At 42.4% G+C, this 15,985-nt stretch carries 18 protein-coding genes; 13 read left to right on the plus strand and 5 right to left on the minus strand.

The window, feature by feature from the left end; translation table 11 throughout:
• Nucleotides 1–30: 30 nt before the first annotated feature.
• Entirely contained in the window at nt 31–2,526 is a 2,496-nt protein-coding gene (locus GTW09_RS01315; protein ID WP_163109386.1) for a S9 family peptidase, read from the minus strand.
• 266 nt (nt 2,527–2,792) lie between these two features.
• Between GTW09_RS01315 and GTW09_RS01320 the strand changes: the two genes are divergently transcribed.
• Nucleotides 2,793–3,347 carry a glutathione peroxidase gene (locus tag GTW09_RS01320; protein ID WP_100971599.1) on the plus strand — a complete coding sequence of 185 codons (555 nt, stop codon included), beginning with the start codon at nt 2,793–2,795 and terminating at the stop codon, nt 3,345–3,347.
• 447 nt (nt 3,348–3,794) lie between these two features.
• On the plus strand, nt 3,795–6,257 hold the full coding sequence (locus tag GTW09_RS01325; protein WP_163109388.1) for a CHRD domain-containing protein: 2,463 nt from the start codon (nt 3,795–3,797) through the stop codon (nt 6,255–6,257).
• Between the two features lie 127 nt (nt 6,258–6,384).
• Here the strand turns inward: GTW09_RS01325 and GTW09_RS01330 are convergent, their stop codons facing one another.
• Nucleotides 6,385–7,632: a cystathionine gamma-synthase family protein gene (locus tag GTW09_RS01330; protein ID WP_163109390.1), complete on the minus strand. Its 1,248-nt coding sequence runs from the start codon at nt 7,630–7,632 to the stop codon at nt 6,385–6,387.
• Nucleotides 7,633–7,731: 99 nt separating this feature from the next.
• On the minus strand, nt 7,732–8,370 hold the full coding sequence (locus tag GTW09_RS01335) for a 1-acyl-sn-glycerol-3-phosphate acyltransferase (RefSeq protein WP_100971595.1): 639 nt from the start codon (nt 8,368–8,370) through the stop codon (nt 7,732–7,734).
• Nucleotides 8,371–8,514: 144 nt separating this feature from the next.
• Here GTW09_RS01335 and GTW09_RS01340 point away from each other — a divergent pair, with 144 nt between their 5' ends.
• The 8 genes from GTW09_RS01340 to GTW09_RS01375 all read left to right on the plus strand — a co-directional run bounded on the left by GTW09_RS01340 (nt 8,515) and on the right by GTW09_RS01375 (nt 14,014).
• Nucleotides 8,515–9,297, plus strand: coding sequence for an NRDE family protein (locus GTW09_RS01340; RefSeq protein WP_163109392.1), 783 nt, complete (start codon nt 8,515–8,517; stop codon nt 9,295–9,297).
• 171 nt (nt 9,298–9,468) lie between these two features.
• Nucleotides 9,469–10,659, plus strand: a complete 1,191-nt coding sequence (locus GTW09_RS01345) for an amino acid aminotransferase (RefSeq protein WP_071979054.1) — start codon at nt 9,469–9,471, stop codon at nt 10,657–10,659.
• Nucleotides 10,660–11,058: 399 nt separating this feature from the next.
• Nucleotides 11,059–11,271, plus strand: coding sequence for a hypothetical protein (locus tag GTW09_RS01350; RefSeq protein WP_163109394.1), 213 nt, complete (start codon nt 11,059–11,061; stop codon nt 11,269–11,271).
• 116 nt (nt 11,272–11,387) lie between these two features.
• The gene (locus tag GTW09_RS01355) at nt 11,388–11,771 is read left to right on the plus strand and encodes a hypothetical protein (RefSeq protein ID WP_163109396.1); all 384 of its coding nucleotides are present in this window, start codon (nt 11,388–11,390) and stop codon (nt 11,769–11,771) included.
• Between the two features lie 162 nt (nt 11,772–11,933).
• On the plus strand, nt 11,934–12,197 hold the full coding sequence (locus GTW09_RS01360) for a lipoprotein (protein WP_163109398.1): 264 nt from the start codon (nt 11,934–11,936) through the stop codon (nt 12,195–12,197).
• 105 nt (nt 12,198–12,302) lie between these two features.
• Entirely contained in the window at nt 12,303–12,668 is a 366-nt protein-coding gene (locus GTW09_RS01365; protein WP_163109400.1) for a DUF4870 family protein, read from the plus strand.
• Nucleotides 12,669–12,726: 58 nt separating this feature from the next.
• Complete coding sequence (locus tag GTW09_RS01370) at nt 12,727–13,107, plus strand: hypothetical protein (RefSeq protein ID WP_163109402.1); 381 nt, start codon at nt 12,727–12,729, stop codon at nt 13,105–13,107.
• A 223-nt stretch (nt 13,108–13,330) separates the two neighbouring features.
• On the plus strand, nt 13,331–14,014 hold the full coding sequence (locus GTW09_RS01375) for a DUF4386 family protein (RefSeq protein WP_163109404.1): 684 nt from the start codon (nt 13,331–13,333) through the stop codon (nt 14,012–14,014).
• Between the two features lie 18 nt (nt 14,015–14,032).
• On the opposite strand, the gene GTW09_RS01380 is transcribed toward GTW09_RS01375, so the two are convergent.
• Entirely contained in the window at nt 14,033–14,149 is a 117-nt protein-coding gene (locus GTW09_RS01380; protein WP_163109406.1) for a type II toxin-antitoxin system RelE/ParE family toxin, read from the minus strand.
• Nucleotides 14,150–14,175: 26 nt separating this feature from the next.
• Nucleotides 14,176–14,346, minus strand: coding sequence for a TA system antitoxin ParD family protein (locus GTW09_RS01385; protein ID WP_163109408.1), 171 nt, complete (start codon nt 14,344–14,346; stop codon nt 14,176–14,178).
• 3 nt (nt 14,347–14,349) lie between these two features.
• Between GTW09_RS01385 and GTW09_RS01390 the strand changes: the two genes are divergently transcribed.
• The 3 genes from GTW09_RS01390 (at nt 14,350) to GTW09_RS01400 (ending at nt 15,956) form a co-directional block, all read left to right on the plus strand.
• Nucleotides 14,350–14,769, plus strand: coding sequence for a hypothetical protein (locus tag GTW09_RS01390; protein ID WP_163109410.1), 420 nt, complete (start codon nt 14,350–14,352; stop codon nt 14,767–14,769).
• A gap of 128 nt (nt 14,770–14,897) precedes the next feature.
• Nucleotides 14,898–15,272, plus strand: a complete 375-nt coding sequence (locus GTW09_RS01395; RefSeq protein WP_163109412.1) for a TonB family protein — start codon at nt 14,898–14,900, stop codon at nt 15,270–15,272.
• A 261-nt stretch (nt 15,273–15,533) separates the two neighbouring features.
• Entirely contained in the window at nt 15,534–15,956 is a 423-nt protein-coding gene (locus GTW09_RS01400) for a DUF4019 domain-containing protein (RefSeq protein ID WP_163109414.1), read from the plus strand.
• Nucleotides 15,957–15,985 lie beyond the last annotated feature (29 nt).

A 15,985-nucleotide genomic window follows, 5' to 3' on the forward strand; every position in this document is an offset into this window, starting at 1 on the left:
GTTGGGCTTTTTTATGAATGGTAAATACGACTACAAGTTTTCTTCAAATAACTTATAGATCCTACGGTATTCATCTAACCATGAACTTGGCTGAACGAAGCCATGCGGCTCTACAGGGTATATTGCTGTCTCAAAGTCTTCTTTTTCTAGTTCAATTAGCCGTTGTACCAAACGAACGGTATCGTGGAAAAAGACGTTGTCATCAACCATAGGCGCATTTATCAGCAGCGGCTTTTCTAACCCTTCTGCAAAATAAATAGGTGAACTGCGCTCGTAGGCAATAGGATCCACTTCAGGCGTATTGAGGATATTAGATGTATACGGCGTATTGTAATGAGCCCAATCGGTAACCGGTCTTAATGCAGCACCAGCGGCAAATAAATCTGGCGCTGTGAACATAGACATAAAGGTTAGGAACCCACCGTATGAACCGCCATATGTGCCGATGCGCTCTCTGTCTACATTAGCATTTTCCACTAAATAGTTGATGCCATCACGTAAATCCTGCACCTCTGGCGTGCCCATTTGACGATAAATCGCCGTTCTCCAATCTCTGCCATACCCGGCAGAAGCACGGTAATCCATATCTAGCACTACATAACCTTGTTGTACCAGCATACTGTGGAACATGTACTCACGGAAATAGCCCGACCACCCCATGTGGGCATTTTGTAAATAGCCTGCGCCATGATTAAACACTACGGCCCTATTTTTCTTAGTGCTGTCGTATCCTTCAGGTAAGTAAACGCGAGCATAAATTGGTGCATCGGTATGCGACGACTCTATGGCTACAACATTAGGCACAGCCCAAGGTAACGAAGCAAACTCTTCGCTTAAACTCGATGTAATTTGCTTTGCTACGGTTGTAGCTTCTGCGGGCTTAACATAAAGCTCGGGCGGACGATTAACTTTACTGTGACTGAGAAGTAGCGTGTCGCCATCTGGGCTTAATGAGTAATCTGTTATGCCATTTAAATTAGTAAGCGTTTCAATTGCTTTTGTTTGCGTATCAACTCGATAAATCTCGTAGATACCTGGATGCTCACTGTTTGCTTTATAATAGATATAATTATCGTCATTGCTGAGAGTGATATCATCAACGATATAATTGCCTTTGGTTAGCGCTACCGGTTTTTTTCCCGGTTTTTGCAAATACACATGAGCGTAACCTGTATGTTCAGATTGATAATACAGCGTTTCACTATTATTTAACCAACCGAAGTCGTTGAAACGATAGTTAACCCAAGCGTCGTCATGAAGGCGGTGTTGACTGTCGAGGCTTGTGCCCTCTAAATCTACGGTAGTAATCCAGCGGTCTTTGTTATCCCATGCCTCCAGCATAACTGCTACAGCATTTCCATTTTTGTGCCAGCGAATAGAAGGCTTTGTCCAATACCAGCTTTGAAACAACTTAATGGGACGGGGCAAGCGGTTCACTTCATAAGTTTCACCGTTTGCCTTAGCATTTTCTGCTTTTACGTCTGCCAACACATCGTCGTTATAGCCTGGTAGATTAAAGTAATTAAGCTCAGATTTTTCGCCGGTTTTTAAATTCAATAGCCATAAATCGTGGCTCTCAGGCTCTGCATCAGCCACTCGCTGTCTTACTGGCTTCGCAGCTATTCGACTGTCTTCTTGAATATAATGCGGCATGATATCGCTATCATCTCTGGTAGGTTTACTTTCAGTGGTGGCTACCACAGCGTAATTACCCGCTGGAGACACACTTATACCCGCAAGGCGATGAGACTTGTCAAAGTAAAAAGGCGAAGGCGCAACAGCTGTATTTACCGAGGCCAGCTGTTTATTTGCCGCGTCACGGTCTTTTTGGTTTTGCCTTTGCAGCTTGATGTATTCGATAAGTGATTGCTGCTCTTCAGCAATATAATCCTTAGCAGGGTTAACCGCTGTTGGAGCGTCGTCGAAAACCCAACTGACCAACTCTTCCCGAGTGCCGTTTTCTAAGTTGATAGCGATAAACTTATTACCACTTGTTGCCATGAGGCGACCATCGGTCATAAACGATAGCGTAGAAAGCGGGTTACCGCCGCGAGTAAGCTGTACCGTTTTACCATTGGTAAATTGCACATAGACACTGTCTTTAAATCTGAAGGCAACAACACCATCGCCTCTCTCAACCCGTTCGTCATATCGGTATGTGTGCATATCGGCTAGCGGCGCTTTGCTTTCTTTTCCTACGTTATTGCTATCGATAACATACACATCACTGAGAGCGCTGTTCTCGCGCTCTCTTTCAAAGACAATGGCTGAACCATCTACCGACCACCCCATATTGGTGGGCAAGGCTCCTATCCACTGCGGATCGGACATAATTTGTTTTAACGTTATCTCACCGTTTTTCGACGCGGCAGATGCTGATGCAAGGTTTGTTTGTGGCGTTACCGATTCAACAATGGTGTTAGACGCAGACACCGCAGTCGTTTCATTTTTAGTATTGGTGCTTACGCAACCACCAAGTGCAATTGTTACGCTTGCGGCAATAAGCAAAGAATTAGTTTTTTTCATTTTTTTCATCATTGTTGTGTGAAACCCACCGGCATTATACGCAAAGGGCTTATAGTGTCGTCAACGTTCGTCTTTAACATATGTGCAACAAACGCAACAAAAGCTTACTAGCATGTGATGTGTTGAGATTTGCTGTGCAAATATCGGCCTGAATGTAAGCACTCAAGTAATAAATATTAATGCTCCATTTTGCGTGTAATGCGCGTATAAGAAGTGTGTTACACGCAAGCGAATAATAATTAATTTATGTCAGAGGGTAGAGAAAAATGAATCTAACAAAAATATCAGCGGGCGTTTTTACGGTTGCTGCACTACTTTTTCAGCCAGCAATGGCAAACGAATGTCCTAGTGTTTTGAAATTTATGAAGCGTAAACTTAACTCACAGGAAACGGTCAATTTGTGCGACGAATACGCTGGCAAAGCCGTTCTTGTAGTAAATACTGCAAGCTATTGCGGTTTTACGCCACAGTTTGAAGGACTAGAAGCACTATACAGTGAATATAAAGATGAAGACTTTGTTGTGCTAGGTTTTCCCTCTCACGACTTTAATCAAGAAGCGAAAGATGAAGGTAAAACCGCAGAGTTATGCGAACTTACTTACGGCGTAAAATTTCCTATGTTTGAACCTACTGCCGTGCGCGGAGAAGATGCCGACCCCATGTATCGTATGCTGAAAGCGGCTACTGGCAAAGAGCCTTCTTGGAACTTTAACAAATACCTTATCGACAAAACGGGAACGAAGATCACCCATTATCCAAGTTCAACAAAACCAACTGATGACAGTTTCGTTGCAGACGTTGAAGCTTTAATTAACGAGTAAGTAGTATTTGCTTCACAGCTTTCGAGCGCGAAGCCCATAAAAAAGCCCCGCTACAAAGGCGGGGCAACAAACACACTCAACTTGGAACACACATTTCAGAAAACAAACTCAATTTCGTTTTCTCTAACTACAGTAATTTAGTCCACTGTTTTTCGACATAGTTCAATCACCGCACCATTTTTTTAATATTTTTTACATAAAAGTGCGACGATACATTGCTAACTGTACATATTTAAAACTCACCGACAAAGCGAAAGGCCCAAAAAAACACCTTAAACCACTGATACAATGGAAAATAAATTAAAAAAAACGTACTGAAAACTCAGCAAAACTCGCGGGAATATTAAACTTTAGTATTACAATTCATTAATGTTAATTTCGTTAATGATCTGTGAATAAAATGAAGGCGTAAAGTTGAGGGTCTTACATCAATTAGAGGATACACCGATGAGAAGGACCAAAGCTCTTTTAGCTTTTTCAGTTATTCCCCTGTTTTTATTAGGTTGCTCAGATGACGATGACGATGCCGTAGAGCAACCATTACCACCACCTGAATTCGCCAACGTGCGAGTAATACATGCTGCATCCGACGCTCCCATGGTCAATATCACAGCGAATGATGCAATACTGAATAATTTAGAAAACGTTGATTACCAAGTAGCCTCTTCCCGATTTGAAGTTGAGACTGGAACCTACGATATTGGTGTAACAGGTATTCTACCCGGCGATAACGCTGAAGTGTTACAAGCTGACCTTACATTAGAAGCAGACACTAATTATGACGTTTTTGCTGTCGGTAATGTAGGTGATAGCACACTGGCACTGCTTCCGGTAACCAGCGCAGAGACAGCCGTTGAAGCGGGCAATGCACAAGTACAAATTGTTCACGCTGCATCATTAGCACCCACGGTTGACGTATATGTTACCGCACCGGGTACTGATATTACCGCAGAGCAACCGCTTGTAACCGCGGAATTCACCGATTTTACAGGCCTTACGCAAGTTTCGGCTGGTGAATATCAAATCCGCATCACGCCAGCGGGCGAAACTACCGTCGTTTATGATTCTGGTACAGTAGAGCTGACCGATGGTGCAGATTTACTTATCGCAGCTACAAATAACGTTGGTACAGGGGATTCTCCTGTCACATTAGTAGTTGCAGATGGCGAAGGTAGCGTTAAGATTTGGGATGCTGCAACACCATCAAACGTTCGCGTTGTGCACGGTATTAGTGACGCGCCAGCAGTGGACGTAATAGCCAACAATGAGATTGTGTTAGTTGATGGAATCCAATTCCCTCGTACTACAGACTATCTATCGGTTGCACCAGGTGATTACCTAATCGACGTGGTAGCTGACGCTGATAACAGTATTGTTGCTGTTGATGATGCCGAACTTACACTTGAGATCGGTATGTCCTACACCGCAATTGCCAATAACACGCTAGCAGCGCCAGAGTTAGATGTACTTGTAGATATGCCACGTTCTGTTGCAACAGAGGCCAAGGTACGCATTGTTCATTCATCACCAAGTGCGGGGAACGTTGATATTTATGTTACAGCTGACGGTGAAATTGATGCAGTCGAGCCTGCTTTCAGTGATATTGCTTATTCTACTGGAGATTTAGCTGAAACCGGTTATGTAAGCCTGGCAGAAGGCGATTACGTGGTAACCGTAACTCCTACTGGTACAAAAACAGCCGCAATAGAAACCGGTGTGCTTAGCTTAGAAAATGGCAGCATTTATACCACAATCGCGTTGGACGGTGACATGGAAGGCGACCTTCCTCAATTAGCACTATTAGACGGTTTAGCGCCACCGCCACCCGCATTCAATGCAGACATGACCTATAATGTAAACCTAAGTGGGTCACAAGAGGTACCAGCAGTTGACACAATGTCTACAGCTTCTGCAGTGGTTGAGATTGATGAAGACTTGCCAGCATTTAGCGTAAGCGTTGATGTATCGGGTTTAACTAACGTAACTGGTGTTCATGTGCACGATGGCGGGCTTGGTATGAATGGGCCCGTAGCCTTTCCTCTTACTGATGCAGGCAATGGAACATACGAACTTGCACAAACTAACATCTCACCAAGTAACTTAGACGCATTAACGAGTGGTGAATGGTATTTAAATGTGCATACAGAAGCGAACCCTAGTGGTGAAGTACGTGGGCAAATCGTGCCAGATACAACAGCCGTAGTGACTTTTCCACTAAGTGGCAATCAATCTGTTCCTGCGGTAGATACCATGGCATCTGGTTCCGGCTATGCCCTGTTTGATACCACTACAGATTCTGTATACCTTGTTGCCGCGACAACGATAGACAATGCAACCATGGCGCACATCCACAGCGGATTTGCAGGCGAAAACGGAGGCGTTGTTGTAGCGTTAGTAGAAAGCGAAATGACCGCAGGTACGTGGATGACAGAGGGTTATGTTCCACTAGATGAAGCAACCGCGGCGCAATTGCTCTCTGGCGGACATTATGTGAATGTGCACACAGAAGCCAATCCGAGCGGTGAGATCCGCGGCCAAATTACACCAGACAACATTCAGGTATTTGGCATTGTAGCCACCGGTGCTCAGGAAGTTCCAGCTGTTGATACTGCAGCGACTGGCGCAGGTGCATTTACGTTGAATACCACCACAGGTGCGTTGTCAGGTAGCGTTACCATAACCGGTATGACTGCCAACATGGCTCACATTCATGAAGGTGTTGCTGGTGCCAATGGTGCTGTCATTTTAGGTCTTGAAGGTATGGATGGCGTTTGGTCTGTGCCAAGCGGCACAGCGCTTACAGCTGACCAAATGATGACAATGCAGGCGGCGGGCTATTACACAAATTTTCATTCAGATGCATTTCCTTCTGGAGAAATTCGTGGACAAGTAACGCTTGGTTTCGAATAAATTCTAAATAATGGTGAGCAGTCGCCATTGATAGACGACTGATTTGCAAACACCAAGTAATTAGATAAACAAAAAGGGGCTTATGCCCCTTTTTAGTGTGTATCGATATACCTAAAGTGTTACCAAGTTAGCTCGAAACTGCATGTAGCGCATTTCTGAAATCAGCAATGAGATCATCGGTGTCTTCAATACCTACTGAGATACGAAGCATATTATCCGATACACCCATCTTCTCACGCTCTTCAGCGGTATTTTCAAAATAAATAGTAGGGGCTACTGGCAACGCCAGTGTTCTATTATCACCCAAATGCGTGGCACAAATTACTAGCTCCATTTCATTTAAAAAGGAAACGGGGTCGACCCCATCGACCAAATTAAAACTTAAAATAGCGCCATATCCACCCGTTAGCTGTTCGCGCGCCATAAAGTGTTGTGGATGGTCGGCCAGCCCAGGGTAAAACACCTGAGACACACCCGGGTGATTATCTAAAAACGTGGCGAGCTTCAAGGCATTATGTTGGCTACGTTGAATTCTAAGCCCTAACGTTTCCATACCCACAGCTATTGCAGTGGCAGACTCTGGCGCAAGGGTAGCACCTAAGTCGCGCAACCCTTTTTTCTTTATTTGAGTTATTCCCCATTGTGCTTTATCAGCAACCTGGTACGCAGGTTTGATATTGCTGTATTTCTCCCAATTAAAATGGCCGGTATCGGTAACCGCACCGCCAAGTACATTTCCGTGACCAGCAATGTATTTGGTTAAAGAACAGAATATAAGAGACGCCTTGAATTCTTTCGCATAACAAAGCGGCGGAGGCGTCATGGTATTATCAACCATGAAGAGAATGTGTTTCTCTTCACAAAACTGTCCTATTGCATGGAGGTCTGCAACCTGGGTAACAGGGTTAGCCACCGTTTCAGTATAGACACCTTTGGTATTTGGCTGATACGCCTCTACAACTTGTTCAATATCGGTAACATCTGTATACGTAACGTGAATACCAAAATCTTTTAACGTCTCAAAAAAGCTACGCGTATTGCCAAACAAATATTGACTAACAATAAGGTGATCACCCGCCTTTAACAGCGCAAACAATGTACTGCTAATTGCCGACATGCCAGTGCTAAAACACAGGGTACCCACTCCACCCTCTAATTCGTTAAGCATATTTTGCAGCGCCGCTACAGAGGGTGAAGAAGAGCGAGAATAGACATGGGCAGCGCGCTTACCCTGAAAGGCGTCGATAATGCCTTGGGCGTCTTTAAACTCAAACAGTACAGAATTTGATGTGCTGGTATGAACGCCGCCATGTTCTGGGGTATTGAGCCTGCGGTCGGCATGGACCTGTCGGGTAGTGAATCCCTGTTTTGTCACGGGTGAAACTCCGGTGTTAAAATTTACTTTGCAGGTCACTCCACCTTGCCTCAGCAAGGCCACAGCAGGTAGTCGCTTTAAAAAACTACTCGTATACTGCTAAAGAGACCGTGTTATGCATTTGTCTGGGTATTTTGGGCAAACATTATCATAAAATGCATAAATTGTTTGCATTTGTTCATCGACGTCCTCGACCTTTTCAATTACCGGCCCAAAACAAATTCTTTTTGTTTTAAAATCTAGCGAAATCAGCTGAATGGGAACGTTAGCCGCTTTGGCGATATGTAAAAAACCCGTTTTCCAGGGAAATATCGCGCTGCGTGTACCTTCTGGCGCTAACGCTAATAAAAGCTCGTCTGCACTTTTAATCTTTTCAACAATACTGGTTACCACGCCATGTGCTTTACTGCGTTTAATAGGAATACCACCTAGTTTTCTCACGATATAACCAAGTGGCTGAACAAAAATGGTGTGTTTGCCAAAAAAATTTAATTTCAATCTTAAGGAAAAAAGCACAAATACGCCGATGAAAAAATCCCAGTTTGATGTATGGGGAGCCACAGCAAGTATCGCTTTTTTTTGATTTATAAAAGCGCCTTCAACACGCCAGCCCCGCTTTGTTAATACAAATGCTGCGAAGGACGACAACCAATGCGGCCACTTCCTCGGAACATGCTTATCTATTTGCATATCACCTATTTCTAAGCCAGCTTTATCATAAGGGTAATTACTATTCATTTTTATTATTCTCATACTGCCCAATATGTTAAGAATAGAGAAAAGTAAATCGCAATTCCATGGTCGTAGCATTCGCACGCGTAAAACGTGAGTATTGTAGTGCAAAGCACTGTTGTGGTTGTGATTAAAGATAAGGGTTTTCTAATGTGTATTTTATTTATTGCACGACACAAACACCCGCAATACCCACTGATTATTGCGGCCAATAGGGACGAGTTTTACGCACGCCCCACCTTACCAGCAGACTATTGGCCAGATGCTCCGTTTTTACTGGGCGGGAAAGATCTTGAGGCAAACGGCACCTGGATGGGAGTAACTCGGGAAGGCAGAATAGCGGCTATTACCAACGTGCGCTCGCCTAATGCAGTTCGTTCTAATGCCGTCTCTCGTGGTGAGTTGGTAACACACTGGCTAAAAAGTAATACATTGGAGAATACCCCCCTTACCTCAGACCAGTATTTAGATGCATTAAAACACTCGCGAAACAACTACAGCGGATACAATTTAGTATTTGGTGATGCTCAATCGCTGTGTGTTTATAACAATGTGAATAATAGCGAGCATAGTATTGATAAAGGCGTATTTGGCCTATCGAATGCCGACATCATTACCCCTTGGCCTAAAGTTACTCAAGGGGTGTCTGCACTAAATCATTACGTTGCGCAGCACAACACTATCAACACAGAAGATTTATTTTCACTGCTAAGACAAGAGATTAAAGCAGAGGATGAAAAATTACCGGATACAGGTATTGGTTATGAGTGGGAAAAAGCGCTTTCTTCCATATTTATCAATATAAAGGAATACGGCACGCGAACCTCTACCATAGTGCTTGTTGACACAAACGGCGAGCTGACCTTTAAAGAACGTTCCTTTTCTGAAGACGGAGAAATTACACAAACTCGAGAGTTTTTATTCACAATTTAACTAGTTTGTAGAATAACTCTTTCGCTGTTTACAAAATTTCATAAAGAATTTGAGATATTTTCTGCGAATAGGTGTCGTTTTTTCTATCATCAATGGCATAATGCGTGCCTGCTATTATTTGCATATTATTATCTGCAAACCACCATTTGCACACCATAGTGAGGATATATCGTGTTTGAAGTATTACCCTATCTTGCCCCAGATCCAATTCTTGGCCTTTCTGCTGCTTATAAAGAAGACACCAACCCAAATAAAATAGATTTAGGTGTTGGCGTTTATAAAGACGAGCAAGGTAATACCCCTATTCTTTCAAGTGTTGCAAAAGCACAGAAGCTGCTGTTAGAGCGTGAAACCAGCAAGACATACATTACGCCTCAGGGTAATCAGGGCTTTATTGATGGCATGTTATCGCTACTACTTGGGAAAAATAGCCCAGTACTTCTTGCAGATCGCGTAGCTGCTGTGCAAGCACCAGGCGGTTGCGGCGCACTTCGTATTCTTTCAGAGCTTTTAGTACGTTGTAACGATAATGCGAAAGTATGGGTAAGTGATCCTACTTGGGCAAACCACATTCCACTTATTGGTTCTGCTGGCCTTGAAATTGAAACCTACCCCTATTTTGATAAAGCCTCTGCTGGCATCCGCTTTGACGCCATGATGGACACGCTTCGCCAAGTTAAAAAAGGCGACATTGTGTTATTGCATGGTTGTTGCCATAACCCAACGGGTGCAGACCTAACTAATGCACAGTGGGACGAAGTATTAGCTGTTGCTAAAGAACGCGAATTTTTACCTTTCATCGACGTAGCGTATTTAGGCTTTGGCGAAGGGTTAGAAGAAGATGCGTACGGTATGCGCCTTTTGGTTGAAAATCTTCCAGAAGTGATTGTTGCTGCTTCATGTTCTAAAAACTTCGGTTTATATCGCGAACGTGTTGGTTTAGCCGCTATTATTACGCAAGACACGGCAACCCGTAAAATAGCTCAAGGGCAAATTCAATCTATTGCACGCGCAATATACTCTATGCCACCAAGCTACGGCGGTGCATTGGTAGACTTAATTTTATCTGACGAAGCTCTTAACAATGAATGGGTGTCTGAGGTTAACGAAATGCGCGACCGCATGAAGACACTACGTGAATTGCTAGTGAAGAATCTTCATGACAATGGCTCGCCTAAAGATTTTAGCTTTGTAAACAACCAAAAAGGTATGTTCTCTTTCTTATGTATTACCCCTGAGCAAGTACGTGAAGTGAGAGAGAAACATAGCGTGTACTTTGTTGATTCAAGCCGGGTAAACATTGCTGGAATCAACAAAAACAATGTTGAAACCTTAGCAAAAGCATTGGTTTCTGTTCTGTAGCCCAAGGCTATTTAAGTATAACAGTATAAACTACAGTTTAAGCTAAATGAAATGCCGCCGCGTTTAACAACGCCGCGGCTTTTTTTATCCCATCCTCCCTCGCCCATGGCTTGACCACACCAAACCTCAATGATGCCTATGTGAGTTTCACTTGCCACATAGCGGTTTTATAGTTTTGAAAAAAAAGAAACCAGCGTTAAAAACACCAAAAGCACCTGCCCCCCGTTTTGGTGTTTTTAAAACTTGTATAAAAAGCGACAAATCATAATTTACTTTGTGTACTAGTGAGTTATAGTAAAAATAACAATATGGATAAATAAACAAGAATCTCATAATGGTATGTGTAGACAGATCGGTTTGGGGTCTCGTAAACTGTTATAAGCAAAAGGAATTTGAACAATGAATATAAATGCAACACTCTTCGGCCAAGTTGTTATCTTTCTGGCAGTTATAATGGCTGTACTTGGTTACTATTTGGGTAAAAGAAAAACTCAAACACCTATTCTTACAGCAGTAATAGCTTTTTTCACTGCTCTCTTACCGCCTGTAGCAATCGTTTTTTTAATTGTCCTAGTGGTAAAGAATGATATCCAATCCACCACTAGCAATTAAGTGTATTTTTGCATATAACAATCAAATATTGGGGACACAAACCCGCGGGCTGCTTCGCATTATAGCCCAGGCGTTTGTGCCGCCAAATTAGGGCGTTAGGTGCACAAGGAAGTTTTATGAAAAATTTTGAATACTTTAACTTAGCTACTTTTGAAATATTTCATGAGTGCTGCAGTTCATTCCCGTCAATAGCACATATTCAACCTTCTAACATCGTTAGTGGAATCTCGAAATTTTACGATGCCTGGGAAATTGACGAAGAAGCCATGGATGATTTAGTACACGATACTGTGAGTTGGTTAATCCGTGAGGGATACCTTGTAGATCATGGATTAGATAGCAATCATCTGAATGTTTCAATTTCAGAACGAGGACTTCGAGCTATAAATAAAAAGCCTAGCAGCCTAGATAGCAACTCCTTTAAGGAAATTTTCTCTTCTAGTATTAAAACTACAAGTTTGAGCATCGTTTCAAATGCTGTCGTCGAACTGTTTAAATAGCAATAGTGCAGCTAACAAACTGCTGTAGCCGCTCGCAGGCTCGCTGGGACGCAAATTCATGGGCTGCGTCGCTTCGCTCCTAAATTTTAACCCATGTTTTTCCACCCCTAAGTAGGGCGTTATGTTTTCACTTACAAATCAAATCTATAAGGGAATATAAGTATGAAAAAAATATCTTTAACATTGCTTGCTCTATTAGCTTTGTCAGGCTGCAACGACGGCACAACTGGACAGGCATGTTTGGGAGCCAACAATGATTCGCTAGTAGAGGGTATGCAAGATAAATGTAAAGCAGGAGATGCAGTGGCAACAAAGCACCCTGCATATTTTTGTGACTTTAATTATGAAATTGCTTACAACGACTATAACTCTGCAATGTGTATTTATAGTGGCAAGCAAAAAATTGAACGAACCACAGGTAAATAAACATAACAAGCAAAGGCAGCATCGCCCTGCGGGCTAGACGCGCTAACGCGCGCCGCTGCTTTGGGCGTTATGAATTTCATTAAACTGACAGCAAAGGAGAAATCAATGTCAGATATTCAAGAAGCAACCGTAGCACCACAATCTTTATCTACAAAAGACGATGCTGCAAAAACAAATGCCCTAATTGCCTACGGTCTTATGGTCGTCGGTATGTTTACTGGTGTCTTTTGGATTGTTGGTGCCATTTGGGCAATGGTTAAGAAGGGAGATGCTCAAGGAACAATATTTGAAGATCATTATTCAAATATAATCAAAACATTCTGGTGGGGGCTGGGTCTTTCAATATTAGGCTTTATTTTGGCATTTGTGGTTGTAGGCTATTTCATATTGTTGGCCGTTTGGATTTGGTCAATCTACAAAGTCGTCAAAGGTCTTGCGAAAATCACCTCGAACAAAGCATACAATTCATAACAAGGCCAGTCAGCAGGGCGCAGCAAAGCTGCGCCTCTGCTTGCGGCGTTAGGTTCTTGTGGAACATCACCAGTTTGACAAAACAATAGAAAAGATTCTGCTCTTCTGGGGACAAAAGGGTGGCTTAGTTATCTTTGGAGTAATCATGTTTTCCTTCTTGTTCGTTATGTTTTTTGGAAACTATCCGCAATGGAAAGAAAAAGAGTATAAGCAAGCATTAAAACAATATTTCGAGCCTGAGTTAGAAAATGTTATTTACGAGGCTAGGAGCACTTATAACTTTGTAATAAAACTGTACTTTACCTATTCCGACGGTACGGATCTTTCATTAACTGATTATAAACGCCCCAATAGACAAGAAATCAGTAACAATTGGAAAATGGAAATCCTGAACCTTGTGTGTTCACGAGGAACTTCGGGGACAATTACAAAAAGGTAGACTAATAGAAATTGATCTACGAGATGGTGACTCACAGTTCAAACCTGCCATCATTACAAACATGGTTAATAATAATGAAAGGTGTTAAACCTAACAAACGCATTAAAACTCGCTTCGCTCGTGCCGACACCTATTCGTTGGCTCGCGCTGCGCGCAAGTATAGCCAACAAGTAGCTACCGTTTATGCGGGGCGTTAGCATTACAATAAACGGAGTTTTATCGAATGAAACGTCTACAAAAATTAGCAGGAATCGCAGCTATTTCTGAAGGGCTAATCTATATAGTAGCTTTCGTATACTTTGGTGCATTTTTGTCCTACCCCGCGGATGGTACTCCGGTAGAGCAGATGACTTACCTAGCAGAAATCCAGCTTCCATTTTCAATGATCTATTTCCTAATCTACGTTGTCTTCGGAGTTATTCTCGCCGTACTCGTTGTTGGCTTACACGAAAAACTCAAACACACAAATAACCCAGCAGTTACAATTGGCTCTTTATTTGGTGTCATTTGGGTTGGTCTTGTAATTGCGAGTGGCATGATCTCGAATATTGGACTTTCTCATGCAATCGAGCTAATGGATAAAAGTCCAGAGAAAGCTCTGGATATGTGGACAACCGTTTCAGTAATTACTAGAAGTTTAGGTGGAGGGAATGAAATAGTTGGTGGGCTTTGGGTTCTATTGATTAGCATTGCAGCTATGAAAGAGGGCTGGCTGCTTCGCGCACTGAATTCTCTTGGTTGTTTTGTAGGTGTTGCGGGCATTGCAACTATTTATCCTGACGATCTCCTCACGGAAATATTTGGTGTATCCCAAATTGTTTGGTTTATTTGGTTGGGGGTATATTTACTAACCAAAAAAGATCCTGACAAATCAATCCAGCCGACCGCTAACGCGTCGGCTGATTGAGGCGTTATACGCAATTAGTCAGAATAACTTTTTAACATCGCGATAAAAATTTTCATGAAAGCCAAGTGCAATCAACTCAAGTATTACAGTGCCATCCTCGTAGCTGTAACCAAGTAAAGTTAACTGCTTGACCATCTTGAATTTGTATAGGCGAAGAAAGGCTAGATCGCGTTTTTCACGAATTCGTAGGGCAAATCAGGGTTAGCTTCCATCATTTCACCTATCTTTGCCCAATGATCAATCTGTTTTGGCATAGTTCGGTTTAGTGCTTTGCCCATAATCGTAGCGTTCTCAACTAGATCTTGGTCTAGTCTTACGCTCGAGGTTGCCATAATATGTCTCCTATCGGTTCGCTATCACACTGTAGTAATGCGCCACAAGTGTGGCAAATTGCGTATCACAAACCATTAAAGGCACCTAACTTCCCGTTAATTGACAAATCAAATCGATTGATTACCATACAACTTATAGACTATGCGGAGATAGAAATGGATATCATCACTATAGGCACACTTGTCGTTATCTCTGTATGCTTAGGTATAGCGGCGATAATGATACTTGAGCCTAAATGGATTCAAATTAGCTACGTCACTTGGTCACGCCCTAAAAAACTAATATTCTCAACTGTATTATATTTGCCGCTAGTCTTTTTCTTAGAAGGCGTATGGCTTATCCTATTGCCCACATTTGTATTTATGAGCTTTATAACGCTAGATAGGCAGAAACATTTTATTAGTTTCAAGCTACGCACCTAACAATCTTGTTAACACTCGCGCTGTTCACTGGAACTCGCACACGCAGAACGGCTTCGTCATTAGTGTTCATGTGGCTTCATACGTTATCGAGGTTCTTTAAAACTTAAGATTTGAAAATAAGGATATTAATGAAAAATGTTATTGTAATTATTGTTGCTACACTTTTTTTTGGCTGCGCTTCAACGCCAAACCTTTCGGCAGAGGCAGTGGAAGTTCAATCCGAAAATCTAAATCAATATTGGGAGATGAAATCACAATCTTTTAGTTTCTCATCGCCAATGAATGTAGCAAAGCGACCCAAAGGCCATGTAAAGGTTAGGTATTTGATTGATTCTAACGGCGAGGTATTTAACCCAAAAATAGTAGAATCGGTACCTGAAGGCGTTTGGGATGACCAAGGGCTTAAAGCTGTCAAACATATGAGTTATCAACCCTCAGATTCGAACACCAGTAGAAACCCTGTGTATACGACAACACAATTTCATTTTGGTATCAGCGAATAACACATCGGTAAGTCCGCTCTCCTCTCTCACAAGGCCCCGTGAAAAAGAAAAAAAAAGTCAAAGCTTTCTACTAAAGAGTTGAAGTTTTAAACGCTTTTTGTTTACTATCATAGCCGTCTCCCCCCATAAACAGCGGGTGGATATTAGTAACGTAATTCAGGGATGAGGTTGCGCAAATAACCCACATCAAGAATGCATTTATGGCATACCACCAACTTGAATTCGTATCTGTTTTGTATAGTAAAAATGGAATTTAACGCAATGAAAATAACACTTTTATCAATAGCACTTACTCTTTTTAGCTTTCAATTATTTGCTTTCGCATCGCAGACAAATTCACAGCCTGAATCTCTTGCAATTTCTCATGCAAAAACTTGGCTGCAAGTTATAGATGCGGGTAATTACTCCGAAAGCTGGGAAAAAGCCGCCCCTTTTTTTCAGTCTCAACTTTCTAAAGCTAATTGGGATGCTGCCTTAACCAAAGCGCGCTCGCCATTAGGTGCTGTAGTCTCCCGCATTAAACTGTCATCAAAAGCGTATTCTTCCCTTCCCGGCGTAGACGACGGCGAGTATTTGATAATTCAGTTTCAAACTGACTTTAAAAATAAAAAGAACGTCACTGAAACACTCACTCTGAGCAAAACGGAAGAGACCTGGTTACCGATTGGCTACTTTATTAGATAGGCCATTAAATATACACTCTGCTCTCGCTC

Origin of the sequence: Alteromonas hispanica (genome assembly GCF_010500915.1) — a bacterium.
Taxonomy (GTDB): Bacteria; Pseudomonadota; Gammaproteobacteria; order Enterobacterales; family Alteromonadaceae; genus Alteromonas; species Alteromonas hispanica.